Here is a 25607-nt window from a genome sequence, read left to right as displayed (position 1 = left end):
CAGGACGGCAAGCTGTCTCGGAGGCGCGAAGCCTAGGTCGCGCCAGGAGGACTCTCACGCCTATGCTGAAAGCGGACGTTCAGTCTGCGAGCCTCAGCGTCCCAGGACGAGCACCGCGAACGTCCCGTTCTTGGCGCTCCGCCGGCCGCCCGGCTGGGCCGGCGGATCGTAATCGGCGGACGGCAGATAGACCTTGCCGGTCTGCGGATCGAACGTTCCCGTCCGGGCGCCGGGCTTGGTCGCCACCGTCTCGATCACCGCGACGTCGGTCGGGCCGCGTACGGCGATCACCGACAGGGTCCCCGCCCCGCCGCTCGGCACATAGGCCAAGTAACGGTGGGCGTCATAGAAGGCCGCGTCGGGCTCCTCGCCGACCGGCAGGCTGGCCACGACCTTGCCCGAGGTCGATGACACCACCTCTGCCTTGCCGTTGGCGCAGGCGGCGATCAGCAGACGGAGGTCGCCGGCGTAGGTCAGACCGCTGGGCTCTTCGCAACCGGCCATGGCCCAGTGGGCCACCACCTTGCGCGCGGCGGTGTCGATGACGGCGATCTCGCCCTTGTCCTCGACATTGACGAACACCCGGCCCTGGCCGTCGGCAACGCCGAACTCCAACTTGCCGCCGACCGGGATCGCTCCCACCGCCTTGGCGGTCTTGACGTCGATCAGGGTGATGTCGCCGCTGCGGCCGTTCATCACGAAGGCCAGGCCGCTGGCGGGGTCGAACAGGGCCGCGTCCGGGTTCTGGCCGGTCTGGACCGTGGCGCGGACGATGCCGGTCATGGCGTCGACGAGGGTCGCGGTGTCGGCGCCGCCGTTGGTGACCAGAAGCTCGTCGCCGCCGGGCAGCGGCAGAGCGATATGCGCCCGTTGGGCCGCGACGAGGGCCGGCGTGACCTTGCCCGTGTCGACGTCGACGGCCGTGACCGCAGCCCCACGCGCCACGTAGAGGCGGCGGTGGACGGGGTCGAAATTGGCGTAGTCCCAGCCGCCGTCCGGACCGGCGATGCGGTCGACGATCTTCATCGGCGCGGGCCCGGCGGCGGCCAGGGCTTGAGCAGCCGTCACGACGGTCAGGGCCAGGATGGAGGCGGCCAGGAACTTGGTCTTCATGGGGAAATCCTGCTGAGACGAGCCGAACGACAAAGGGTGAACTAGTGGACTTCCGCCGCGTCGATCGGGCGCGGCGCGCGGCCGTAGCGCCAGATCAGGGAGGGCAGAACGACGAGGCTTGCGATGGTCGAGGTGATCAGGCCGCCCAGGATGACGATCGCCATCGGCCCCTGGATCTCGCGCCCGGCCTGGCCGGTCTGGATGGCGAGCGGCAGGACGCCCAGGGCCGTGACCAGGGCGGTCATCAGGATCGGCGTCACCCGCTCGCGGGTCGCTTGGGCCAGGGTAGCCAGCGACCAGTCGTGGCCCTCGACCGTGACCAGGTGATCCAGGTGCGAGACCAGCAGGATGGCGTTGCGGGCCGCCACCCCGAACAGGGTCACGAAACCGACCAGCGAGCCAAGCGACAGGCTGGCGCCGGTCAAGGCCACGGCGATCACGCCGCCGACCAGAGCGAACGGCGCGGAGGCTAGAATTAGGCAAACCGCGCGGCCGTCGCCGAAGGTGATCAGCAGCACGGCCACCACGGCGACCAGGGCGATGGCGACGTTGAACAGCAGCTGGCGCTGAGCGGCCTGGGTTCCGGCGGCCGTGCCGACATAGTCGACATAGACGCCGGGCGGCAGATGGACCTGCTGGGCGATGGCGGCCTGGACGGCCTTGGTCACCTTGGCGGCGTCCTTGGGCGGCGGATTGGTGGTGACCACCTGCCGCTGGCGTCCGCCCTCGTGCGACACGCTGGTGCGGCCGTCGGTCAGATAGACGTGGGCCACCGCCGTCAACGGCACGACCTGGCCGCTGGCCGAGCGGATCAGCAGCTCGCCCAGCGCCTCGGGATCCTGGCGGCTGTCGGGCGTCGTGGTCACCGCGATGTCGAGGGCGCGGCTCTCCTGGTAGACCTGGGCGGCGACCGAGCCTTGATAGGCGGTCTGCACCGCGTCCAGCACCTCGGCCGGCGCCAGGCCGTAGCGGGCCATGGCCGGCAGGTCGAGATCGGCGCGGACCACCGGCGTCCTGGGCGGCGTCTGGATCTTCACATCGACCGCGCCCGGGACCTTCTCCATGACGGCGGCGATTTGGGCGGCGGTCTTGTCCAGGGTGTCGAGGTCGGCGCCGTAGACGCCGACGGCCAGGGCGGCGGTCTCGCCCGACAGGGACTCGCCGATCCGGTCGCCCAGGAAGGTCAACACTTCGGTCTCGAGCCCCGGATAGGCGTCCAGGGTCTTGTGGATCCCGTCCTGGATGCGATCCTGGTCCCGGCCCGACAGCTTGGGCCTCAGCTCGACATGGAACTCGCTCCGTTCCGTGCCCCAGGTGTCCTCGCCCCCCGAGGCGCGGCCGATGGTCTCCTCAACGCTCTGGACGCCGTCGATGGCCAGCAGGTCGTGGGTGATGCCCTCGCCGTACTTGCGCATCACCGACAGCGACGTGCCGGGCGGCCCGGCGACGCCGAGCACGAAATGGCTTTCGCGGAAGCTGGGCAGCAGCTCGGAATTGAACAGCATCAGGCCGGCGACCGTGATGATCGTCGCCAGGACCGCGCCGATCACGGCCAGCATCGGACGTCCGGCCGCACGGACCAGCACGGTCTCGTGCCAGGCCTTGGCCCGCAGGATCACGCCAGGCTCGTCCGGGAGGCGGGTGTTGGACAGCATCAGCAGGCACAGCGGCGGGGTGACGACAATGGCCACGGCCAGCGAGGCGACGGTGGCCAGGATGAACGAGGCCGCCAGGGGCGAGAAGAACGCCCCCTGCAGCCCGCCCAGCATCAGCACCGGGGTCAGCACCAGGGCGACGACCAGGGTCGCGTAGATCACCGGCGCGCGCACCTCCAGCGAGGCGGCCAGCACCGTGGCGGCGGCGGGCTCGTCGCCGCGCGAGCGCAGGCGGCGCACGATGTTTTCGACGTCGATGACCGCGTCGTCGACCACCACCCCCAAGGCCACGGCCAGGCCGCCCAGGGTCATGGTGTTGACGGTCCAGCCCATGGCGTCCAGCACGATCACCGCAGTCAGCAGCGACAATGGGATCGAGACGAACGACACCAGCACCGTGCGCAGGTTCCGCATGAACAGCAGCAGCACCACGGCGATCAGCACCGCGCCGATCACCAGGTCGTCGACGATGCCGCCGAGCGCGGCGGCGATGAAGTTGGCCGGGCGGTGCAGGTTGCCCTCGACCTTGACGCCCTGGGCGTCCAGGGCCGGCTTCAGCTCGGCCAGGGCGGCCTCGACCGCGTGGGTGGCGTCCAGGGTGTTGGCCCCGTACTGGCTGGACAGATTCACCAGCACGCCGGGCTTGCCCATGATCAGCGCCGTGCCCGTGTCGGGGGCCGGGGCGTCGACCACGTCGGCCACGTCGCCCACCCGCACCGGCGCGCCGCCAGTAGTGTTAGGGATCGGGGCTGCCGCGATGTCGGCGGCGCTCATGGCCTGGCCGCGGGCGTCGATCAGGATCCGCTGCTCGGGCGTGTCGATATAGCCGCCGCCGCTGATCCCGGTCGACGCCTTGACCGCCGCCACCATGTCGGCCAGCGACAGATCGCGCGCCGCCAGGTCGTCGGGCCGCACACGAACCTCGAACCGGCGGACCTCGCCGCCATAGACCGTGGCCCGGGCGACGCCGGCGGCGGCCAGCAGGCGCGGCCGCACCGTCCATTGCACCAGGTCGCGCAACTGCATGGGAGTCAGCTTGTCGGAGGTGAAGCCGATTTTCAGCAGGTCCATGGTCGAGGAGGTCAGGGGCGCGACCTTGGGCGGCAGAACGCCGGCCGGCAGGGCGCCCTGCACTTCGGCCAACGCCTCGGCGACCACTTGACGGGCGCGGTAGGGCTCGGCCCCTTGCGCGAAGGTGACGCTGACAATCGAGATGCCCTGGATCGATTCCGAGCGCACTTTGTCCACGCCCGACGCGCCGTTCACGGCCTGCTCGACCGGCCGGGTGACCAATTGCTCGACCTGCTCGGCGGTCAGGCCCGGGGCCTCGGTCTGGATCTCGGCCTGGGCCGGTACAAACTCGGGAAAGACGTCGAACTTGGCATGCGCCAGGACGATGCAGCCGTAGAGGAACAGCAGCAGGGCGGCGATGGCGACCAGGCGCGGCCGGGCCAGAGACCAGCGGACAACAGCGCTGAGCATCGCCTAGTCCTCGGCCTTGGGCGCGGTCTCGGCGGCCAGCAGGGCCGAGGCCCCGGACACCACCACCAGCTCGCCGGGCGCAAAGCCGCCGGCCGAGAACAGACCCTCCGGCTGCGAGGCCGGGGCGACCAGCGCCCGCCGCTCGAAATGGGCGGCGTCCTTGCGGACATAGGCGAAGGTCTGGCCCGCCGTGCGGATCAGGGCCGAGCGGGGAACCAGCACCCCTGTCCCGCCGGCCGCGCCCGACAGCGTGACCGGCGCCGACATGCCCACGCCCAGGCGCGCGGCGACCGGGCCGCGCACGACGCCGATCAGCCCGCCCGTCTGGACGCGCGGGTCGGCCGTCCGGGCGACCCCGAGGATCGCGACATCGACCGCCTCGCCGCCGCTCAGTAGCATCCTCGCGCTGCGAGCCCCGCCGGTCCCTGCCGGAGCGTCGATTCGAACAAGCACGGTCCGTCCCGCGACGAGTTCGGCGATCAGCCGCGAGCGGCTGGCGTCATTGGCGAAGGCGGCGCCCCATTCCAGACCGACGCGGCGGCGCAGCAGCACCAGCTTGGCGGCGTCGGCGCTGGCCTGGGCCTGAGCGGCCTGGGCGACCTTCAGCGAGACGGTGGCGTCGGCCGCGGCCAGGGTCTTGGTCCGGGCGGCCTCGGCGCGCGAGGCGGCGGCGGCCGTGGCGGCGGTGACGAGATCGCCGTCCAGCGTGGCCAGCGGCACGGGATCCAGCACCCGAGCGAAACCGGTCGCGACCGCCTGCCGCCGAGCTGCGACAAGGGGCGCGGTCGTAACGCCGAGCCGCTTCTGGGTGGCTGCATCGAGCTGGACCTCAGTCGCCTGGACGATACCGGCCCAGCTCACGCCAGCGATGAGGGCGAATATCGCGAGCTTGTTCATTGTTGGCCTCCAAGCGCGCGGGACGCGGTCTGCAGCAGGGCGGTCTCGGCCGGATCGAACGGGACGCGCAGGGCGTCCTCCAGGTCAACGCCGGCTGTGGTGGCGGCGCGCCGCGCGTCGAGCACCGCCAACTCGGCCTCGATCAGGGTCGCCTGGGCGCCCAGCTCGTCGACGCGGTCGGCCTCGCCCGCCCTCGCGCTGCGGGCGGTCGCTTCGGCCAGGCGCCGAGCGACGGGCAGGTCGCGCTCACGGGTGGAGGCCTCGGTGATCCGCGCCGCGCCCAGGGCCGCCCACGCCTGGTCCACCGCGCCCAAGGCGGCGGCCTGCACGGCCTCCAGCGAGCGGCCCGCCTCGGCCCGCTTGGCCTCGGCCTGGGCGATGGCGGCGCGGTTCAGGTCCATCGGCGGCAGGACCAGGCCCAGGTTGAAGGGCAGCTTGGCGACGCCGTGATCATAGGTATAGCCCGGCCCCACATGGATCTCCGGATACTGCTTGACGACCTCCAGCCTCAGGGCGCTTTCGGCCAGGTCGTAGTCGACCACGGCCTTGAGGACGTCACGCCGGGTCAGGGCGGCGTCGCGGCGGGCCCGGGTCAGGTCCAGCCCTTCCGGCGGCGGCGCGACGGGCGCCAGCGACAGGTCGGCGACGGCGGCGCCCGGCACGCCCAGAGCCTGGGCCAGGGCGGCGTCGGCCTGGACACGGCGCGCGCGGGCGTCAGCGACGCGACGGTGGGCGACGGCCAGGTCGGTTCGAGCGACCAGCGCCAGGCTGCGGTCGTCCTCACCAGCCGCGACCCGGCGGTCCAGGCGATCGACGCGAGCTTGGCGAACAGCCTCGAGGCGCTGGGCCAAGGCCATCTCGGCGTCGGCCGACAGGCGATCGGCCCGGGCCCGCGTCAAGGCGGCGCGGACGGTCCAGACCGCCTCGCCATAGTTGTAGAGCGCCTGCACGGCGGCCAGGTCGGCGGCGTTGAGCCGTTCGCCGCGCCGCGCGCCGATGTCCAGCGGAATGTCGGAACCCACACCGTACAGCCACTGTTTCGGCTCGCTCTTGGCGTATTCGGCCGTGAGCGTCAGGGTGATGCTGGGGGCGACCCGCGAAGTCTTGGCTGCCGCCACCGCCGTCCGGTATTTGGCCGCGACCTCGGCGACGGAGGCGTTACGCGGTAGGGCGGCGGCTAGCAAGTCGCCGCCGGTCCAGGTGGCGCCGGCTGGCTTCTCATCCAGCCGGCGGGCTTCCAGCGCGGCGGGATAGGCTTCCAGATGCACCGGCTCGGCGACGTAGGGCGTGCAGCCGACCACCACCAAGGCGACCCAAGCGAACCCGGCTGTGACGACGGCGAAGCGGGCGTGCATGCAAGGCTCCTGAACGGATCCGACTTAGCGGCGGCGAACTGACGACGTCATGACGGGCAGATTGCGAATTCCCAACCTGACGAAGGCTCTTCTCACGAACCGGGGAAGCTGACCCGCGCTTCCAGGCCCGGCTGGGCGTCATGCAGCCGCACCTCCGCGCCGTGCAGGCGGGCCACCGCAGCCACCAAGGCCAGGCCCAGTCCGCTGCCCGGGGCCGAGCGGCTGCGCTCCAGACGGTAGAAGCGGTCGAACAGCTTCTCACGCTCGCCCGCCGGCACGCCGGGGCCATCGTCGGCCACCCACAGGACCGGCGCGCCCTGAGCTCGCTCGACTCCGACCCGAATTGCCGCCCCTTCTCCCGTGTGACGAAGCGCGTTCTCGACCAGATTGACCAGCATCTGGGTCAGAAGCTCCGGGTCGCCGTCGATGACCACCTCCACCTCGCGCTCCAGCCGCAAGGTCTGGCGCGCATCCTCGGCAGAGGGCGCAAAGGCGTCGACGACCGTGCGAGCCAGCTGGGCAAGATCGATGGCGCGGAACGCCGCCCGCCGGGCCCCGCCCTCGATCTGGGCGATGCGCAGCAGGGCCGCGAAGGTCTCGAGAATGGTGTCCAGGTCGCCCAGCGCGCCCTCGATGGCCTCGCCGCGCTCAGCCTCGCGAGCTAGGCCGACCTCGAGACGCTGGCGCAGCCGCGTCAGCGGCGTGCGCAGGTCGTGGGCGATGTCGTTGGACACTTGGCGCAGGCTCTCCATCAGGGTCGTGATCCGGTCGAGCATGCGGTTGATGGTCTCGGCCAGGCGGTCCAGATCGTCCTGCGAGCCGCGCACCGGAACTCTCCGGCTCAGGTCGCCGTCGATGATTGCCTCGGCCGTGCCCGAGATCGCCGCCAGTCTCCGGTGGACGTCACGGCTGAGCGCGAAGCCGCCGGCCACGCCCAGGATCACCACCCCCGCGAAGGCCCAGCCGAAGCCGCGCAGCACCGCGCCGTCCAGCGCCTCGATCCGCTCCTCGTCGTCACCGACCAGCAGGCGATAGCCGCCCGGCAACGCCACGGTTAGCACGCGGATCGGCTCGACCTCACCATCGCGTTGGCGGGTCTGGACCGTCGACCAGCCCGACGCCGCGCCGCTCACGGCCAGACGGCCGGCCAGGGGCTTTGCGTCGGGGCCCACCAGGCCGTAGTCCAGCGCGCCGGGCGTGCGGTCGCGCTCGCGGACGGCCTGGACGACGCCCTCCAGACCCTCGCTGTAGAACTCCTGGGTCAGGGCCACGGATTCGGACTGGATGCGGGCGTTGAACTGTTCGGACAGCGCGCCCCGCGTCGTCAGCAGGGTGATCGCCCCCAGCGCCACCACCGACAGCGCGAAGACGGCGGTGTAGAGGGCCGCCAGGCGCAGGCTGGTCGAGCGGAACATCTAGTCGGGCTCGCGCAGGCAGTAGCCCGCGCCGCGCACCGTATGGATCAGCTCATGGCGCTGGCCGCGATCGACCTTGGACCGCAGCCGGCTCATATGAGTCTCGACGATGTTGGTCTTGGGGTCGAAGTGGAAGTCCCAGACGCTCTCCAACAGCATCGTCCGGGTCACCACCCGGCCGGCGTGGCGCATCAGATATTCCAACAGCTGGAACTCCCGCGGCTGCAGCTCGATGCGAGCGCCGGCCCGCGTGACGGTGCGCTTGAGCAGATCCAGCGTCAGGTCCGAAATCCGCAGGTTGGTGGGCACATCCTGCGGCGGCGGCCGCCGCGCCAGGGCGTTGACCCGGGCCTGCAGCTCGGCGAAGGCGAACGGCTTGACCAGATAGTCGTCGCCGCCGGCCTCCAGGCCCTCAACCCGGTCGTCGATGCCGCCCAGGGCGGTCAACAGCAGAACCGGCGTCTTGACCCCCGACGCGCGGATCGTCCGCAGGATCGCCAGGCCGTCGATCTGGGGCAGCATGCGGTCCAGGACGATGACGTCATAGGTCTCGGCGGCCGCGAGCATCAGGCCCTCGCGGCCGGTCGCGGCGTAGTCGACCGTATGACCGGCCTCTGACAAGGCCCGCTTAAGGTAGGCCGCGGCTTCCTTGTCGTCCTCGACCAGCAACAGTTTCATGCGGCCAACCTGCCTCGATTTGCCGGGAGAAGAAATCGCTAGTCGGGGTTCTTTCCCTCGGCCACGTTCTCCAGGACCTTGCCGTCGGCCGCGTCGATCCCGACCTCGTAGGTCTTGCCGCTGGCGACGATGTCGAAGCTGTAGCGCAGGCCGCTGCCGCCGGCTTCCTTCTCCAGTTCCTTGTCGGTGACCTTGCCCGGCCGCGCCTTCAGGGCGATGACCTGGGCCTGTTCGATGGTGATGTGCGCCGACTTGGCCAGTTCGTGGCCCGTATAGGGCTTGGCCGCGGCCAGGACGGCGACGGGCGTGGCGGCCATCAGGGCGACGGCGATGATCAGGCGTTTCATGGTGTTCTCCAGTTGGCTGCCCCACCGGCGACACCTTGCCCGTCGCGACCTTTTGGGACGATGGCCGCGCGATTACCGATCGCCAATCGAGATGGCGTTTTCACGCGCCCGCAGGTCGGCCTCAGCGGCGGCGAGATAATCGCGGGTCACCGGCGCGCTCCCCTGCCGGCGGACCAGTTGCAATTGGAACACAACGACCTGCTCATAGCGGAAGGCCGTCTCCGACATAGCCAGGTAATATTCCCACATCCGGCAGAAGCGCTCGTCGAACATCGCCACGGCCTCGTCGCGGCGGGCCATGAAGGCTGTGCGCCAGGCCCGCAGGGTCTCGGCGTAGTGCAGGCGCAACACCTCGATATCGGCGACGACCAGCCCCGCGCGCTCCACGGCCTTGAGAATATCCGACAGCGACGGCAGGTGCCCGCCGGGGAAGACGTAGCGGGTGATCCAGGGATTGGTGACGCTGGGCGCGTCCGAGCAGCCGATGGTGTGCAGCAGCATCACCCCGTCGTCGGCCAAACGCTCGCGGCAGGTTTTGAAGAAGGTCTCGTAGGCGCCGAGACCCACATGCTCGAACATCCCCACCGAGACGATGCGGTCAAACCGGCCCTCGACCGCCCGATAGTCGGTCAGGGCGAACCGCGCCCGGTCCGCCAGCCCGGCCGCTTGGGACCGGCTCCGCGCGCGGACGATCTGTTCCTCGGACAGGGTGACGCCCAACACCTCGGCGACGCCGGCCACTCCGGCGAGGTACAGCGCCAACCCGCCCCAGCCACAACCGATGTCCAGCACGCGATGGTCCTGCTCCAACAGCAGCTTGGCGGCGATGTGGCGTTTCTTGGCCCGTTGGGCCTCGGCCAGGCTCTGGCCCGGATGTTCGAAATAGGCGCAGGAATATTGCCAGTCCGGGTCCAGGAACAGGGCGTAGAAGGCGTCGCCGAGGTCGTAGTGATGAGCGACGTTGCGGCGCGATCGACCCGGATCGTTGCGCTGGCGCCAGAGCTGGGTGGCCGTGCGAAAGCGGTCGAAGGCCTGGACGATCGGCGACGGGTTCTCCTCGCCGTCGTTGTCGAGGATCAGACTGAGGAAGTCGTAGATCGACCCTTGCTCCATCACCAGCCGGCCATCGGTGAAGAGCTCGCCGGTGCGCAGGTCAGGATCGAGCAGCAAAGCCCAGACGGCCGCGCCGTCGGTCAGGCGGGCGACGATCGGCTGGCCCGCGCCGTCGCCAAACCTCAGGCGTTGGCCGGAGGGCATGACCAGAGTCAGAGCGTCGCGCCGGACGAGCGGCGTCAGGGCCTTGCGAAGCGCCCAGGCAGCCAGGCTCACGAGGCCGGGCTCGCGACCGCCGAGACCAAAGCCTCTCGCCGCACTGGCAGACGGGCGTAGATCTCCGCGCCCGTGGCGGCGAAGCGCGCCTCGCCGAACCGTTCCAGCACCCGCGTCCGCGCGACCTGACCCATCGTCGCCAGTTTGTCGGGCGCCCGCAGCAGGCATTTCAAGGCTTTGGCCAACTCCTCGTAGTCGCAGGATGGCGCCACCCGTCCCATCAACCCGTCCACCACGCTGTAAGGCATTTCGCCCACGGCGGTGACCAGGACCGGAAGACCGGCCTGCATCGCCTCGTGCACCGCGATGCACAGGCCCTCACGGCGTGACGGCTGCAGATAAAGGTGCAGCCCGGCCAGGAACGCGCGCGGCGTATCGCAGAAGCCGGTGAGGCGGACGTTGTCCAGGCCAGCCAGATGGATCATGGCCTGCAGCCGCTCTCGCTGCGCGCCCTCCCCCGCGATCTCGACCTCGAACGGTGCGGGCGGGATAAAGCCGCTGGCCCGCATATGGGTCAGCGCCTTGATCAGCACGTCGTAGCCCTTGGCGGGATGCAGGCGCCCCAGCGCGCCCAGCCGAAGCGTTTCGCCCGGCCGCCAGGGTTTGGCCTGTGGCGCGGCCGCGTCGGCGGAGAACAGCGGCCAGGTGGTCAGGCGGTCGGCCTTGACCTTCAGCCGCGCGGCGGTCAGGGCGGTGACGCTGTGGGAATCACCAATCCACAGGCTCGACAGTCCCTGGGTCGCGCGCAGCAGCAGACGATTGGCGGGCTTGAGAAAGGCGTTGTGCTGCCAGCTGACGACGGGCACGCGGCGGCGCAGGCCGACGATCTGGCCCAGCAAGGTGGCCCGTGTCAGGGAGGTCCACAGCAGGTCCGGCTGCTCCTCGGCGACCATCCGGTCCAGCCAGGCCAGGGCGGCGGCGTGATCCTTTTCGCCGCCCGGACGGACGTGGACCTTGAGCCCTTGGCGCGTCATCGGCGGCAGGGCTCGCCCGTCGCGCCGCGTCAGGGCCAGGATCTCGACCCTCGCGCCCTGCTCGGCCAGCACCTTGGCCACGGTCGGGATCGGCAAGGCCGCGCCTCCGCCCTCGAGCGAATTGATCACATAAAAGATGCGCATCAGACCGCTCCCGTTCCGGTCCGCGCCCTGTCGCGCGCCTCGACCGTCGGGCGTGCTACAGGGTCCGGCCAGCCCAATCCCGCGAACCGGGCCACGGCGCGCGCGGCGCGCTGCGCCGACGGCTCGTCGGTCAGGTCGAAGCTCTCGTCAAACAGCGCGTCCTGCACAGGCCGCCAGACGGTCTCATGCTCTCGGCGGGACCGGCTCATCGCCTCGCCCAGATCGGCGACGTCCTCGATCACCGGGCCGGCGCGCCAATGGCCGAAGTTGGGATCGCCGGCCCAGGAAAACCGGTGGCTATTGAGGAACACGCACGGCCGGGGCTTGCGTAGGAACTCGTAGACCTGGCTGCTGACGTCGCCGAGATAGAGGTCGGCGCGCTGTGTGTAGGCCATGGTCGTCGAGGCCCGGCTGCCCAGGTCGATGTGGATGTTGGGCGCGCGCAGATACCGCTCCTCGATCCGCCCGGCGCGGTCCAGCCGCAGCTTGTCGATCGTCGCCACGAAGGGACGTTCGAACAGCATGACGTGGGGCGCGAAGATCAGATGGTGGTCGTCGTGCTCGACGAACCAGTCCAGCACCTGCCGGCCGGCCTCGTACCAGGACGACAGGTGAGGCGAGACGTGGGGGTTGTAGAGCACCACCGAACGGGCGTCGTCCACCAGCGGGTGGGTCGTCCCCCCGGTCGGCGCCAGGTCGAACTTGGGATAGCCGACGATCGAGATCTTGTCTGGATCGACGCCGGTCTCGCGGATCAGCCGGTCGCGGATCTTGCGGCCCGAAACCAGCACGTGGTCGAAGACGGCGCTGGCCTTGTCGAAACCGATGGCCCGATCGCCGGCGCCGTGGCGGGTGTGCACGATCTTCAGATCACGCAGGCCGTGGCGGGTCTTGAGGATCAGCGAGGTCTTCTCGGCGACGACCAGGATGTCGAGCGACCGGAAGAAATCGAGGTTGTCGCCATAGACCAGCAGCTTGGTGGCCGGCAGCAGCGCCTCGGTCGTGGCGGCCAGAATCTTGGAAGAGCGCCGCGTCAGACTCAGCTCGACCAGGCTGACGCCGTGGCCGATCAGGCCGCCTCCAAGCCGGATCACCTCGGCGGTCAGCCGCCGGTTGGTGGTGGCGACCACGATCTCCAGATCGCGGCCGCCACGCGCCAGGGCCAGGGCGATCGGCAGGCTGTGCGCCACTTGGTGGACCTGATCGTGATTGAAGAGGAAGCCGATGCGCATGGCTCAACGACGCCATGCCCAGGCGAACCCCTCACCGATTTCTCGACCGGAGGGCTGGGCGCTCAGGCCGCCCGGCGCGGCAGGCCCGCGGGCGACCCAATGCGGGCCTTGAGGCGATCCATCAGCGCGCCGAGCGTGGTGCAGTCGGCGCCGACGAGGTCGTCGATCTCGACGTGAAAATGGTCCTCGATCTCGACCAGGACCGCCATATAGGCCTCAAGCGGAAGGCCCAGATCGCAGATCCGGGTCGGGCGCTGCAGGACGTAGCGAGCAAGGCCCGCCTTGCTGGAGATCAGGTTGGCGACATCGTCGTCGGTCAGGAAGGGGTGGGCGAAAAGGGCGTCGGTCATGGCGCGATGCTCCCATGGATGTCTGGCCCAATGACGCCGCGGCTTCGCCGCTCCCTCACCGATTTGGTCGCCGGTTACGCCAGCATCCGGCCGTCTTCCATCCGAAGCACCTGATCGGCCTGGTCGGCCAGCCGGGCGTCATGGGTCACGCAGACCACGGTGGCGCCGCTGGCGTGGGCCTCGGCGCGCAACAGGGCCGTGATCTGCCGCCCGTTCTCGGAATCCAGGGCCGAGGTCGGCTCGTCGGCGAAGATCAGGGCCGGCCGCTTGGCCAGGGCTCGGGCGATGGCCACGCGCTGCTTCTCGCCGCCTGACAGCTCACCCGGACGGTTGGACATCCTTCGCTCCAGCCCCACCGCCGCCAGGGCCTGGGCGGCCCGCGCCCGCGCCTCCCGCGCCGAAGCGCCCAGCCGCCGCAGCACGATCTCCACCTGCTCGCTGGCGGTCAGGGCGGGCAGCAGGTGAAAGCCCTGGAAGATGAAGCCGGAATGGGCCAGCCGAAAGCGGTCGCGCTGGTCGGCGCTCATCGGGACCAGTGCCCTGCCCAGGGCCTCGACCGATCCCGCGTCGGGCCTCAGCAGGCCTGACAGGATCGCCAACAGGGTCGACTTCCCCGAGCCGGACGGACCGGTGATCATCACCAGCTCGCCAGGCCGCAGGCTCAGGCTGACCGGATGCAGGGCGTCGATCCTCAGAGCGCCCTCGCCGTAATGCTTCCGCACCGCCTCGGCGCGCAGGGAAATGGTCACGTCGCGCGTCCGCCCAAGGCCAGCAGCAGGTCGACATAGGCCTGGGCGCGGGCGGCTTGGGCGTTGGTCAGGGCCACGTCGGCGTCGGCGGCCCTGGCCTCCAGGGCGGCCAGTGTCAGGCCGTCGATGTCGCCGTCATCGTGCCGCGTCTGGCCGGTTCCGAAGGCCCGGACGGCCTGGGTCCAGGAGGCCTTGGCCACGGCCTCGGCGGCGGCGGCGTCCTGCAAGGCCGCCAGATTCAGCCGCGCCTGGCCCCAAGCCTCGCCAACCGTCTTTCGGTAAGCCAGCTCGGCCAATTGCGCCTCGGCCTCGGCGCCGCGTTTGCGAGCCTTGGCCGCGCCGCCGTCCAGCAGTTCGTGGGTCAGCCCGCCGGCGACCGCCCAGGCCAGGGCCCGCACGTCCAGCAGATAGAGGAGGTCGGTGTCGCCGGACCCGACGCCGGCGGTCAGCATGAAGCGCGGGCGCGACGCGGCGACGGCCTCGGCCCTAAGGGCGTCGGCGGCCTGCAGGCGGGCGAACGCGGCCTGAATGTCGGGTCGCGCCTGGACGGCTTCGGACGGGATCGTGGTCATCGATGGTGTGGCCGGAATCTCGTCGCCCGCATAGGCCGGCTCGTCGACGGGCTTGTCCTGTCCCAGCAATAGGCCCAGCCGCATCCGGCCTGCCTCGACGGCGTGCTCGGCGCGCCGGAGCTCGGCGCGGGCCCGCATCCGGGCCGTCCGCGCCGTCGTCAGCTCCTCCTCACGGGCCGTGCCCTCCATCGTCTTGCAGCGAATCAGGTCCTCGATTTGTCCCGCCAGGCTCGCCTGGAGTTCGGCGGCCGCGCGATGCTCCTGATCGGCGCGCAGGCCGACATAGGTCCGAGCCACCTCGGCCAGCACCAGTTGGCGGGCGGCGGCGACGTCCTGCAGGGCGGCGACCTGGTCCGACTTGGCCGCCTCCTGGCCGTGCTTCAAGCGATGTAAGAGATCGACCTCGTAGCCGCCCAGCACGGGCGCCCCGGCCCCGGCGCTGCTCGACGAGAAGTCGGCCCCGCCGATCGCGGCCTCGGCGCCGATCGTCAGGTGCGGCCTGCCGCCCGACCGGGCCAGATCGACATCGGCTCGCGCCTTCTCCAGCCGCGCGAGGCCCATGCGGATGTTGAAGGACCCCAGCTCCGCGCGGGCCAGCAGGTCGGCCAAGACGGGATCGTCGAGGGTCGGCGACCAGGGATTCGCCGCGAGCGACGCGACGCCCGGCGCCGGTGTCGGGGAGCGCGGCAACCCGGTCGACGCCATCGCGGGCGCCACGGCTAGGACGGCGGCGAGAGCAAGCCTGATCATCCGCCGACCCTCGCCAACACGCGCTGGCCCAGGCGCAGGGTGTTGGGCTCGTCGAAGGCCAGGACCAGGCGCAGCACCCGACTATCGGCCCGGCCGCCGGGCTGGTCGTCCAGGGCCGCGGCCTCGAAGGACGGCGAGATGCGGAGCACCCGCGCCTTCAGCACGCGCCCCCCGCCGGCGGCGTCGGTGACCCAGGCGACGGCGCCGGGCCTGACCCGGTCGACGAAGGCCTCGTCCAGTTCGGCGCGGACGATCCGGGGCCCGTCGGGCGCCAGGATGAACAGGGGTGGTCCCGAAGCGGCCACCGCCGCCGCGCCCACCGCCGCCGTGCGGCGCAGGATCAGGCCCGACGCCGGGGCGCGAACCGTGCGGACGGTCCGTTCCAACTCGGCCAGGCGCTGACGCGCTCGCGCCACGTCGACCGCGCGAGCCGCCTCGTCGGTCTGGGCGACAGCCACCGCCGCCGCTTGTTTGGCCTGTTCGGCTTCGCGCCGGGTGGCCGCGTCGGCCAAGGCCAGTCGCGTAAGACGCGCGGCTTCGGACGACGCCGCCGAGGATCGCGCCTGAGCGCCGCGCCAGGCCGCTTCCTGCTGGGCGGTCTCAGCCGCCGCCTGGGCCGCCAGCAACGCGCTGCGCTCGACGTCTAGCCGAGCCAGCACCCCGCCGCGATCGACATGCGCGCCCTCCTCGACATTGACCTGGGCGATCAGGCCGTCGCGGGGTGCGGCGACCGGTATCAGACCGCCCTCGACGGCGACCACGCCTCGGGCCACCGCCGCCGGCGCGGGACGGTTCTGGGCGTCGGCGACGTCAGGCCCCTTCTGGCAGGCGGCCAGCAGGGTGCCGGTCGCCAGCAGGATCAGGACGCGGCCCTTCGGCGCGTGGCGGAGCATCATCGACAACCTCACAAAAGCAGCGCGGCCGGGTCGGCCCGCGCGACACGGCGCAGCGCCCACAGGCCCGAGCCGAAAGCGACGAGCGCCACAAGGCCGATCGCGCCGGCGACCATCGGCGCGGTCATGACCAGAGGCGTAGCCCCCAGCCGCGCTACCGTCGCCAGGATCGCGGCCAAGGCGCCGGCCAACAGCACGCCCGCCGCGGCGATCCAGGCGGTCTGGGCCAGGACGATGGCGCGCAGGGCGCCGATGGTGAAACCCAGGGCGCGCAGGGCCGCGTAGTCCTTGAGCGAGGCGGCGACAGCGGCGGCCAGGGTCTGGCTGGTAACGATCACCGCCACCAGGATCGCCACGGCGCTGCCGAACACGAAGGCCACGCCCGCCCCGGACTCGGCCAGCCAGTAACGGACGCTGCGGTCGGCGAAGGTCTGGCTGGTCATCGGCTCGAAGCCGCGTTGACGACCCACCTCGCGCAGGCCGGCGGCGACGGCGCGGGCTTGCAGCGGATCGTTCAGCCGGGCGGTGAAATAGGCCGCGCCGTCCCCCGTGCCGATCGCGGGGTCGAGGCGCCGGGCCGTGGCGGCCGAGGCGATGACATTGACGCCGCCCAAAGCGCGCAAGCCCTCGGTCACCCCGACGATCCGCACCCGCCGGCCGTTGATCTCGGCCAGGCCGCCGACGCCGGTCTCCAGCTTGCCGAGGTCGGCGCGGTCGACCAGCACCGCGTCCGGTTCTCCCAAGGCGATGCGCAGGTCGGCCGGCAGGACGTCCGACAGCACCATGGCGCCGGGCGTCGGATCCAGGCCGACGATGTAGACATTGACCATGCCGTGACGGCTGGTGCGCCACTCGCCCGAGCCCCAATAGAAGGGCTCGACCTGGGCGATGCGCGGGTCGGCGCGCAGGAAGAGCTCGGTCGCCCCGCCGATCGGCCGGCCCAGGTCGATGCTCTGCACGCCCGGAAACCCGACCCAAAGATCGGCGGAGGACTTGGTGACATAGACGCTGGCCAGCGAGAACACGCCCAGGATCAGCCCGGCCTGCAGCAGCACCAGCAGTCCCGAAAAGCCGACGGCCACGGCGGCCGGCGCGAACCGGCGCCAGTCGAACAGCAGGGTCTTGAGCGCGATGCCGGTCATGCGACGGGCCCCGGAGGCGTCTCGCGCCCTCCCCGCCCGATCAGCCAGACGCCGACCAGTATGGCCAGGCTGCCCGCGATCTGCAGCAGACCGACGGGCTCGCGGAAAACCACCGCGCTGGCGGCGATGATCAGCACATAGCTGGCCGCCGACAGCGGGAAGGCCGCGCTCAGGGGCATCTCGGACAACACCGTCATCCAGGCGACGAAGCTGGCCACCTCGCAGGCCAGCAGGATCTGGACCGTCGGCAGACGGATGGCGGCCAGCAGCCAGTCGGCGTCGAAGCGGACGTGGGCCAGATGACCGGCCGAAGCCTTGGCCGCGATCTGATAGCCCAGGGTCAGCAGCGGAAGGATGGCGAACAGCACCATGGGCGCGAGGCGGCGGCGGGGCGCGGGAGCGACAGCGGTCATGCGGCCAGCCCTTCCATCGGGTCGCCCATGACCAGCGGCGCCAGGGCGCGCAGGGCGCCGTTCAGCAGGCCGTTGCGATGGCGGAAATACATGGTCGCTGGGGTCAACCGGCTGCCCAGCCGCACCTTGTCGCCGAGATTGGCCTGGCCGCTGCGATAAAGCTTCAGGCCCCGCGCCAGGCAGCGCTCGAGATTGTAGAACCAGCTGAGGAAATAGAGATTATGGGCGCGGCCCCGCTCGGCCTCCATGCAGAAGAACTTGTCGAGCAGGACCTCGCCGTCCTCCAGCAGCAGGTTGAAGGCCAGCAGGTCGTCGCCGGCGTAGTACAGCGCGAAGACCGCCCGGCCGGGCATGCGCGACGCCACCTCGGTGAAGAAGGCCGGGGTTAAGGTCTCCAGCTGAGCCGAGGCGCGAGCCAGGGTCTGGTGGTAGAGCGCCATGGCCCGGGGCAGATCGGCGCCGAGCGAAGACCGCAACTCCACCCGCACGGCGGACCGCGACCTCAGCTTGCGCCGCATGTCGCGCCGCGCGCCGCTGGAGAGGCCGGCGAGATAAGCCTCGAGGTCGGAGAAATCGATGGGCAGGTCGGCGATCGGCTGGCCGGGCACGGGGCTGTAGCCGGCGGCGGCGGCAGCCCGCGACCAGAGCTCGGCCTGGGCATGGTCGACGTCCTTCACCCCCGTCAGGACGCATCCTGCCCTCGCAGCCTCGTGCTCGAAGGCCCGAACAAGGGCCGCCAAGACGGCGGGGCGGTCGCTCTGCGGCAGGTCCTGCGGCAAGCCTACGGTGGCGGTCTCGGTGCAGGGCGAGCCCAGGCAGGCCAGCTTGGGCGTCATCAGGCCCGGGGCCAGGTTGCGGACCTGTTCGGCGATCCGGCGGCCCGTCCCCTCGAAGGTGGTCTCAAGTCGATAGTCGGTGATGAAGGCCGGCGCCGCCCCGACCAACCGGCCGTCGCGATGGACCAGCACATAGCGCCAGGCGAAGCCCGCGAGACCCGCGCCCTCGATGGCGCGCAGGTAGTCGAAGCCTTCCAGAGCGCCGCCGAACAACGCGTCCCACTGGCCGCGCGGCAGGTCGTCCAGCGTGGTCAGGACCCGGGTCTCAAACATGGGACCTCATCTCGAGACTCGCGACGGCATATGGGGCGTCCTCGCCGAAGAAGGCCGCCGTCAGCGCCGCCACGCGGTCGCGTTCCTGGTCGACATGGATCATGTGGTAGCTGTCGTCGAGCAGGTGCAGTCGCGTGGGGCCGCCCAGCGCCTTCTCCAGGCGATAGGCGTTGCGCGGGTGGCTCATGTCGTCGTCGCTGGCGTGCAAGATCAGGGTCGGCGTCCGAATGGTCTTGCCGATGCGCTCCAGTCGCCGGCTCATCCGGTACATCTGGTAGAGGGCGCCCAGCGGCAGGCGGTCGATGGCGCCCTCGATCAGTCCGCCCGGCGCCCGCTCGGCCAGACTCCGCAGGCGCTCGTCCTTGAGACCGAACGGGTGGGTCTCGGCCCAGGCCAACTGGCGAACCCCTGGCAGGTTGGCGACCAACTGGATCACCGGCGCGGCGACGGCGAAGCGCGGCATGTTCCAGCCGTCGTATTCGAACGTCATCGAATAGACCGCCGCGGCGCGGACGCTGGGCCGTTCGGCGGCCAGCATCAGGCCCAGGGCCCCGCCCACGCAGATCCCGGCCACCGACACCGTGTCGACGTCGGCCGCGAACCGATCATAGGCCTCGACCAACCCGTCCCGCCAATCGCGCCAAGTCGTCTTCAGCAGGGTCGCCTCGTCGGCGCCGTGACCTGCCAGCAGCGGCGCATGAACTTCGAAGCCCCGCCGCGCCAGGCGCTTGGCCAGGGGCTTCATCTCGGCCGGCGCACCGGTCAGGCCGTGGACCAGCATGACGCCGTGGCCCGAACGGCCCGCCAGTCGCAGGGGCTGGACGCTCACGAGCGCGCCGCCTTTTCAGCGCCACGCGGTCGGCGGTTGGCGCGGGCCAGGAAGCCCAGAGCGTGGGCGGGACCAATGACATGGACGCCCTTGGCCGCCTGCTGCTCGACCAATGCCCGTCGCAGGGCCGGTAGCCGCGTCCAGTGCACGGCCGGGCGATAGTGGTGCTCGGCGTGGTGGCCGTTGTTGAACCAGGTGACGTTGTAGAGCGGATCATAGCTGGAGACGCCCCAGGCGATCGGCGTCTCCGGATCGCCGTTGAAGTGCTCGTAGTAGCCGTTCAGCTGCGAGAGGCATTCGCCCAGATAGTAGAACGGCAGCAGGAACAGCACCGCGCGCCAGTCGATCACCGCCATGCCGATCGCGAAGGCCGCCGCCGCGCCAATCTCGATGCGGCCCCAGCGGGCGTCGGCGTCGCGACCTCGCGCTTTGAGGGCCTGGTAGACCGAGCCGCCGCTGTCGCGGAAGAAGCCGAGAAACACATAGGACCAGACGTTCTCGGGCTGGCCGCCCTTGCCGTGGCGGTAGATCGACAGCCAGTCGCGGGTCTCGCCGTCCGGGCCGGGCCGATCGCTGTTGCCCTCGTGATGGCGCAGGTGGACCCAGGTGTAGAAGGTCTGGGAGAAGCCGATCGCCACCGACTCCAGCAGCGAGAACGCACGGTTCAGGGCCTTGGACCGGAAGTACGGCGTGTGCAGGAAGTTGTGCGAGACGCCGTTGACGTTCCAGCTGATCCCCAGGGCGTAGCCGAAGCCGCACAGCAACTGGCCCCACCAGGGACGGTTGGCCGAGCCGACCACGATCCAAACCACGAAGGCCATGTGCGCCACGGCCGCGGCGACGGGAATCAGGTCCCAGGCGGTCCAGGCCATCAGGCCCTTGGCCCGCTTCGGAAGACGGAAATCTCGCGGCGTCATCGCGCTCGCTCCAGGGTTCGAAGAGGTCACAGTCCCGACAGCCCCACGCAGGTGACGCCGGCGGCGACCAGGGCCGCGCCCGCGATCTGGATAGGGGTGAGGCGCTCCTTGAGGATCAGCGTGCCGGCCAGGGGCACGCCGGCGTAGGTCAGGGTCATGATCGGAAAAGCCAGCCCCAGCGGCGTGGTCTCCAGCACCACCACCCAGGCGACCATCTCGACGAACCAGAAGACGATCCCGGCCCACAGCAGCGGCTGGGTCGCCAGGGCGGCCAGATAGGCGGGCTTGCCGTCGGCCCCGTCGGAGGCGGCCTTGAAGCTCAGCTCGCGGCCGATCTCGGTGATGATGCAGAAAGCCAGCAGGCCGGCGCTGGAGGCGGTCAGGGTCGGACTCACCGTGCGAGCTCCGCAAACAGCGAGAGCAGGCGCAGGTTGGTCGCCTCGTTGATGCGCGACAGGTCGCCCGGAACGCCGCCGCGCGGTTGATCGAGGAAGGCTTCGCCGCGTTTCAGCAGGTTCGAAAGCAGGTCCGGTCCGTAGCGCGGCGGCGACCAGTCGCCGACCACATCGGCCCCGATCACCCGCGCCCGCTCCGCCACGGCCCGGACCAGGCGCTCCAGCCCATCCAGGCTCAATCGGCCCTGGTCCCAGTTGGTGAAGGCGTCGTCGTCGCAGAGCACGTCCTTGTCGACCGTGACGTAGACGGCGTCGGTTTCGATCCGCGAGGCCAGCAGGTTGAGAAACCCGTCCTGGCCCATCGCCTCCATCGACGGCCAGCTGCGGTCGCCGATCCGCAGGATCGGGCCGCCGCCCGGCGCGCGATAGGGATAGAGCTCGACCCGCCCTTCGGCGACGAGGCTCAAGTCAGCCCGCTTGGTCTCGGGGCGATCGATGTCGCCGCTGCAGACGCCCACGGTGATCACCTTGGCCACGCCCGCCAGCCGCGCGGCGCGCCCGACCCAGGACCCGCAGTGCAGCCCGTTGTCGAACCGAACCCAGTCGGGGTGGTTGTCGAAATGGACAACCGTCACCGGTCCGGCGCCGGATGCGGCGATCGCCCGCTCGATCAGCAGCGGCGTGACGTGGTGAAAGTCGCCCGAGCCGGCGAACACCAGGTCGGGAGCCCCGCCCGCCGGCGCGCGGTCGCGCAGGCGGGCCGTAAGGGAAGCCAGGGCGGCAGGCCGGCTCCACAGGCGCAGCGCCGGTCCCAGATCTTGGGCCTCGACCGTCAACCCACCCTGGTCCCGCAACACCGGTTGCGTGTCCAAGGCGCTGTCGAGGCTGAGGAACACCGGGCGCATCGGACGATCAGTCGACGCAGCGACGCAAGACGGCGTCGAGCAGCTTCAGGGCTAGGTCGATCTCGCCCTTGGTGATCTCCAGCGAGGGCGCCAGCGTGATGACGTTCTTGTAGTAGCCGCCGACGTCGAGGATCAGGCCATAGCGCTTGCCGTCGATCTCGATGTCGCCCTTCATCCCCTCGGCTTCCATGCGGTTGAGCAGGGCCTTATTGGGGGTGAAGCCGTCGGCCTCACAGATCTCGGCGCGCAGGGCCAGGCCCAGGCCGTCGACGTCGCCGATCTGCGGCCAACGCGTCTGCAGGTCCTTCAGGCCGTCGAGGAAGTAGGCGCCCTTCTCCATGACCTGGGCGCCATAATCGACCTCGTGCGTCATCCGCAGAGTCTCGAGCGCCACGGCCGTGCCCATCGGGTTGGAGTTGAAGGTCGAGTGGGTCGAGCCGGGCGGGAAGATCTCGGGGTTGATCAGCTCTTCACGGGCCCAGACGCCCGACAACGGATTGAGGCCGTTGGTCAGGGCCTTGCCAAACACCAGCACGTCGGGCTGCACGCCGAAATGCTCGATCGACCACAGCTTGCCCGTCCGCCACATGCCCATCTGGATCTCGTCGACCACCAGCAGGATGCCGTGCTGGTCGAGGACCTTCTTCAACTCGATGAAGAAGTTGGGCGGCGGGATCACATAGCCGCCGGTGCCTTGGATGGGCTCGATATAGAAGGCCGCGTACTCGGCCTGGCCGGTCTTGGTGTCGAGCACGCCGTTATATTCGGTCTCGAACAGGCGGGCGAACTTGGCCACGCAGGCCTCGCCGTACTCTTCCTTGCTCATGCCCTTGGGGCCGCGGAAATGGTAGGGGAACTCGATGAACTGGGCGCGGTCGCTGAAGTGGCCAAAGCGGCGACGATAGCGGTAGGACGAGGTGATCGCCGAGGCGCCCAGCGTGCGGCCGTGATAGCCGCCCTCGAAGGCGAACATCAGTTGCTTGCCGCCCGAGGCGTTGCGGACCAGCTTCAGCGAGTCCTCGACCGCCTGGGCGCCGCCGACGTTGAAGTGGACGCGGCCCTTGCGGCCGAACTTCTTCTCGGCGTCCTGGGCGATCATCGCCGCCAGTTCCACCTTCTCTCTGTGCAGGTACTGGCTGGCCACCTGCGGCAGGGTGTCGAGCTGGCGGTGGGCGACGGCGTTCAGGCGCGGGTTGCGGTAGCCGAAATTGACGGCCGAGTACCACATCTGCAGGTCGAGGAACTGGCGGCCCTCGGCGTCGTACATGAACGAGCCCTCGCAGCCGTCGAAGAACTTGGGATCGGGCAGGTAGTGGACGGTGTCGCCATAGGAGCAGTACTGGGCCTCCAGCTCGCGCAGGGCGGCCTCGTCGAGGGCGGTGTGTTCGGCGTCATACATTCGGGGAGAACTCCGGTCAGATGGCGGCGCGGCGCGCCAAGCGGCCGTGGGCGGCCGCGAGCGTCGTCGTGATGGTGTGGAAGTCGGAGAATTCGTGATGCGGCACGGCGCGCGAGCGGGCGTAGGCGGCCAGCTTGTCGCGGGCGAACAGCAGGTCGGCGCGATTGGAGACGCAGAAGTCCGAGCGCCCGTCGCCGATGAAGACCATCAGGTCGCCGGGATCGTTGGCCCGCTCGTCAGACTTGGTGGCGACTTGGCACTTGCAGACCCCCGAGCCAGCCGCGCAGCCGGCGCGCGACCAGGGCTGCTCCAGCCTGCGCCCCACCTCGGCGTTGCCGACCAGGTGGTTGGCGATCACCGGCAGATGGCCCAGCCCGTGGCGGTCCAGGATCCGCGCGATGAAGCGATCGACGCCGTCGCTGACCACCATCAGCGGCACGGCGGCGGTCTGGCACCAGGCGACGAACTCGGCGAAGCCGTCGGCCAGTTCCACGCTGTCGAGCACGGCGTCCAGCGCCGCGTCGTCGCCGCCGATCAGGGCGACCTGGCCGCGCATGCACTCGGCGGCGGTGATCTCGCCCCGGGTCCAGCGCTCTTCCAGGTCTTCCCAGGCCGGGTCGGCCAGACGGGTCAGGACCAGGTCGGTCGTGTCGACCCTGGCGATCGTCCCATCGAAATCGCAGAATATCCGCATCGTACCGACTTGGCTCCAGACGCCCCCGCGCCGTTCGAGCCAATGACGCCGCGTCTGTTGCGCCCCCTCACCGATTTTTCCGAGGCTGTCGGCAAGCGTTTGCGAGCCTTGCCTTGATGGCGCCGTCGAGCGATGTCTCTTACCTCCACCGAGTCCTTCCAACCGGGCCGATCGTCCTTGTGATGACCACCGACGCATCTCGTCCGTTCCGCAACGTCCCGCCGGTCCGACGCCGGGGGCGAACGCGCGGCTGATCATGGAGGACCTGCAGGATCTCTCCCCGTTGGCGAGCGCCTACCTGGAGCGGCGCGAGGACATGCGGCGGTTCTTCCAGGCCCGGCTAGGCGGCCGGGCCGAAGTCGAGGACCTGGTCCAGGAACTGTATCTGAAGGTCCAGGCGGTCACGGGCGAGGCGATCGACAATCCGCCGGCCTATCTTTACCGCCTGGCCTCCAACCTGATGCTCGATCGCCTGCGGCGCGCCAAGCGGGCCGGCGCGCGAGACGGCGAGTGGCGCCGGACTCACCACACCTCGATCGGCGCCCTGGATGTCGCCGAGGAGCCCGACGCCGAGAGCGCGGTCATCGCCCGCCAGCGCCTGGAGAAGATCACCGAGGCGCTGAAGACCTTGTCGCCGGTGACCCAGCAGGTCTTCCGCCTGCACAAGTTCGAAGGCCTGACGCACGTCGAGACGGCGACCCGGATGGGCATCTCACGCAGCGCGGTCGAGAAGCACGTCAGCCTGGCGCTGGGCCACCTGCTCAAGAGGGTCGGGCGATGATCCGTGTCATTCTTGCATCAGCCGCCGATATCCGGGGAGGGACTTCTCCGGTCATGGCGTCATTGTGGCAAGCGCCCTCCCCGGCCCGGCGCGAAGGAAGCGCAACCCGTCGATGACCGACACCGCCAACACAGATCCGATCCAGCAGGCCGCGGTCGATTGGTTCGTGCGCCTGCAGGACGATGCGGCCCTTGAGGACTGGACGGGTTTCCAGGCCTGGCTCGAGGCCGACCCCGCCCACGCCGCGGCGTACGATGCGGTCGAGGCCCTGTGGGTCGATCTGGAGGAGGCGCCGGCCGCCGAAGACCCCGCGCCGATCTCGACCGACAACGTGGTCGCGCTCCGCCGTCCGTCTCCTCGGCCCACGCGGCGCTGGGTGTGGGCCGGCGTGGCGACTGCCGTGGCGGCCGCCATCGTGGTCGCCGTGCTGCCGCAACTGACCCGCCCCACCTTCACCGACTACACGACCAGGCGCGGCGAGACCCGCGAGGTGGCCCTGGACGACGGCTCGCGCCTGACCCTGGGCGGCGCCACGACCCTGCGCGTGCGCATGACCCGCGCCCAGCGTGACGTCACCTTGGTGGACGGCGAAGCCAGCTTCGATGTCGCCCATCTGAAAGACCGGCCCTTCGTGGTCGCCGTGGCTGATCGCGAGGTCCGCGTGCTGGGGACTGAGTTCAACATTCTCAGCCACGACGAGCGCCTGGCGGTCACCGTGCGACGCGGCCTGGTCTCGGTGTCCGGCGGGCCGGGCGGCGCGGTGCGTTTGGCCAAGGGTCAGCAGCTGATCAGCACGCCGGACTCGGCCTCGGTGGTCCGCACGACCGATCTGGACGCGGCCTTCGCCTGGAAGTCGGGCAAGCTGGTCTATCGCGAGGCGCCCCTGGCCGAGGTCGTCGCCGACCTGAATCGCTACGTCGCCACGCCCATACGGGTTGATCCCAACGCCGCCTCGGTCAAAGTCTCCGGCGTGCTGTTGGTTGACGAGGAAGCGGCGATGATCCGGCGTCTTGAACTGTTCGCACCGATTGTCAGCCAGCGGAGCGGCGGCGAGATCGTTTTCAAGGCCAAGGCGACCCGACCCTGAC

The 25607-nt window shown here is 70.3% G+C and carries 25 protein-coding genes; 2 read left to right on the top strand and 23 right to left on the bottom strand.

Going from position 1 to position 25607, the window contains the following annotated elements:
* Positions 1-93 precede the first annotated feature (93 nt).
* From AC1DMQ_RS14450 to AC1DMQ_RS14340, 23 genes are all read right to left on the bottom strand, one after another.
* The gene (locus tag AC1DMQ_RS14450; RefSeq protein ID WP_477034252.1) at positions 94-1113 is read right to left on the bottom strand and encodes a YncE family protein; all 1020 of its coding nucleotides are present in this window, start codon (positions 1111-1113) and stop codon (positions 94-96) included.
* Between the two features lie 41 nt (positions 1114-1154).
* Positions 1155-4250 carry an efflux RND transporter permease subunit gene (locus AC1DMQ_RS14445; protein ID WP_477034251.1) on the bottom strand — a complete coding sequence of 1032 codons (3096 nt, stop codon included), beginning with the start codon at positions 4248-4250 and terminating at the stop codon, positions 1155-1157.
* A 3-nt stretch (positions 4251-4253) separates the two neighbouring features.
* Positions 4254-5147, bottom strand: coding sequence for an efflux RND transporter periplasmic adaptor subunit (locus AC1DMQ_RS14440; protein ID WP_477034250.1), 894 nt, complete (start codon positions 5145-5147; stop codon positions 4254-4256).
* Complete coding sequence (locus AC1DMQ_RS14435) at positions 5144-6502, bottom strand: TolC family protein (RefSeq protein WP_477034249.1); 1359 nt, start codon at positions 6500-6502, stop codon at positions 5144-5146. Before AC1DMQ_RS14435 ends, AC1DMQ_RS14440 begins: the two co-directional genes overlap by 4 nt.
* 92 nt (positions 6503-6594) lie before the next feature.
* A complete protein-coding gene (locus AC1DMQ_RS14430) occupies positions 6595-7917 on the bottom strand; it encodes a sensor histidine kinase (protein ID WP_477034248.1) in 1323 nt (440 codons plus the stop codon).
* Complete coding sequence (locus AC1DMQ_RS14425) at positions 7918-8595, bottom strand: winged helix-turn-helix domain-containing protein (protein ID WP_477034247.1); 678 nt, start codon at positions 8593-8595, stop codon at positions 7918-7920.
* Positions 8596-8633: 38 nt separating this feature from the next.
* Positions 8634-8942 (bottom strand): PepSY domain-containing protein, encoded by a 309-nt coding sequence (locus AC1DMQ_RS14420; RefSeq protein ID WP_477034246.1) that lies wholly within the window; start codon positions 8940-8942, stop codon positions 8634-8636.
* Positions 8943-9014: 72 nt separating this feature from the next.
* Positions 9015-10271 carry a class I SAM-dependent methyltransferase gene (locus AC1DMQ_RS14415; RefSeq protein ID WP_477034245.1) on the bottom strand — a complete coding sequence of 419 codons (1257 nt, stop codon included), beginning with the start codon at positions 10269-10271 and terminating at the stop codon, positions 9015-9017.
* Positions 10268-11389 carry a glycosyltransferase family 4 protein gene (locus AC1DMQ_RS14410; protein WP_477034244.1) on the bottom strand — a complete coding sequence of 374 codons (1122 nt, stop codon included), beginning with the start codon at positions 11387-11389 and terminating at the stop codon, positions 10268-10270. Before AC1DMQ_RS14410 ends, AC1DMQ_RS14415 begins: the two co-directional genes overlap by 4 nt.
* Positions 11389-12621: a hypothetical protein gene (locus AC1DMQ_RS14405; protein WP_477034243.1), complete on the bottom strand. Its 1233-nt coding sequence runs from the start codon at positions 12619-12621 to the stop codon at positions 11389-11391. The genes AC1DMQ_RS14410 and AC1DMQ_RS14405 overlap by 1 nt, the downstream gene beginning before the upstream one ends.
* A gap of 62 nt (positions 12622-12683) precedes the next feature.
* On the bottom strand, positions 12684-12971 hold the full coding sequence (locus tag AC1DMQ_RS14400) for a hypothetical protein (protein ID WP_477034242.1): 288 nt from the start codon (positions 12969-12971) through the stop codon (positions 12684-12686).
* Between the two features lie 74 nt (positions 12972-13045).
* Complete coding sequence (locus tag AC1DMQ_RS14395) at positions 13046-13720, bottom strand: ABC transporter ATP-binding protein (protein ID WP_477034241.1); 675 nt, start codon at positions 13718-13720, stop codon at positions 13046-13048.
* Positions 13717-14901, bottom strand: coding sequence for a TolC family protein (locus AC1DMQ_RS14390; protein WP_477034240.1), 1185 nt, complete (start codon positions 14899-14901; stop codon positions 13717-13719). The genes AC1DMQ_RS14395 and AC1DMQ_RS14390 overlap by 4 nt, the downstream gene beginning before the upstream one ends.
* A gap of 137 nt (positions 14902-15038) precedes the next feature.
* The gene (locus tag AC1DMQ_RS14385; protein WP_477034239.1) at positions 15039-15938 is read right to left on the bottom strand and encodes an HlyD family secretion protein; all 900 of its coding nucleotides are present in this window, start codon (positions 15936-15938) and stop codon (positions 15039-15041) included.
* Between the two features lie 8 nt (positions 15939-15946).
* Entirely contained in the window at positions 15947-17077 is a 1131-nt protein-coding gene (locus tag AC1DMQ_RS14380; protein ID WP_477034238.1) for an ABC transporter permease, read from the bottom strand.
* Positions 17074-17490, bottom strand: coding sequence for a DMT family transporter (locus tag AC1DMQ_RS14375; protein WP_477034237.1), 417 nt, complete (start codon positions 17488-17490; stop codon positions 17074-17076). Before AC1DMQ_RS14375 ends, AC1DMQ_RS14380 begins: the two co-directional genes overlap by 4 nt.
* Entirely contained in the window at positions 17487-18599 is a 1113-nt protein-coding gene (locus AC1DMQ_RS14370) for a GNAT family N-acetyltransferase (protein WP_477034236.1), read from the bottom strand. The genes AC1DMQ_RS14375 and AC1DMQ_RS14370 overlap by 4 nt, the downstream gene beginning before the upstream one ends.
* The gene (locus AC1DMQ_RS14365; protein WP_477034235.1) at positions 18592-19428 is read right to left on the bottom strand and encodes an alpha/beta hydrolase; all 837 of its coding nucleotides are present in this window, start codon (positions 19426-19428) and stop codon (positions 18592-18594) included. The genes AC1DMQ_RS14370 and AC1DMQ_RS14365 overlap by 8 nt, the downstream gene beginning before the upstream one ends.
* Positions 19425-20345, bottom strand: coding sequence for a fatty acid desaturase family protein (locus AC1DMQ_RS14360; RefSeq protein ID WP_477034234.1), 921 nt, complete (start codon positions 20343-20345; stop codon positions 19425-19427). Before AC1DMQ_RS14360 ends, AC1DMQ_RS14365 begins: the two co-directional genes overlap by 4 nt.
* A gap of 26 nt (positions 20346-20371) precedes the next feature.
* The gene (locus AC1DMQ_RS14355; protein WP_477034233.1) at positions 20372-20740 is read right to left on the bottom strand and encodes a DMT family transporter; all 369 of its coding nucleotides are present in this window, start codon (positions 20738-20740) and stop codon (positions 20372-20374) included.
* Complete coding sequence (locus AC1DMQ_RS14350) at positions 20737-21645, bottom strand: arginase family protein (protein WP_477034232.1); 909 nt, start codon at positions 21643-21645, stop codon at positions 20737-20739. The genes AC1DMQ_RS14355 and AC1DMQ_RS14350 overlap by 4 nt, the downstream gene beginning before the upstream one ends.
* 7 nt (positions 21646-21652) lie before the next feature.
* Positions 21653-23044 (bottom strand): aspartate aminotransferase family protein, encoded by a 1392-nt coding sequence (locus AC1DMQ_RS14345; RefSeq protein ID WP_477034231.1) that lies wholly within the window; start codon positions 23042-23044, stop codon positions 21653-21655.
* A gap of 16 nt (positions 23045-23060) precedes the next feature.
* Positions 23061-23738: an MtnX-like HAD-IB family phosphatase gene (locus AC1DMQ_RS14340; RefSeq protein ID WP_477034230.1), complete on the bottom strand. Its 678-nt coding sequence runs from the start codon at positions 23736-23738 to the stop codon at positions 23061-23063.
* A gap of 283 nt (positions 23739-24021) precedes the next feature.
* On the opposite strand from AC1DMQ_RS14340, the gene AC1DMQ_RS14335 reads away from it, so the two are divergent.
* Together AC1DMQ_RS14335 and AC1DMQ_RS14330 are read left to right on the top strand one after the other, a co-directional pair.
* Positions 24022-24519 carry an RNA polymerase sigma factor gene (locus tag AC1DMQ_RS14335; protein ID WP_477034229.1) on the top strand — a complete coding sequence of 166 codons (498 nt, stop codon included), beginning with the start codon at positions 24022-24024 and terminating at the stop codon, positions 24517-24519.
* A gap of 112 nt (positions 24520-24631) precedes the next feature.
* A complete protein-coding gene (locus tag AC1DMQ_RS14330) occupies positions 24632-25606 on the top strand; it encodes a FecR family protein (RefSeq protein ID WP_477034228.1) in 975 nt (324 codons plus the stop codon).
* Position 25607: the final 1 nt, after the last annotated feature.

The organism is Caulobacter sp. 05L422 (genome assembly GCF_056397765.1).
This window is presented reverse-complemented; position numbering and strand designations above follow the sequence as displayed.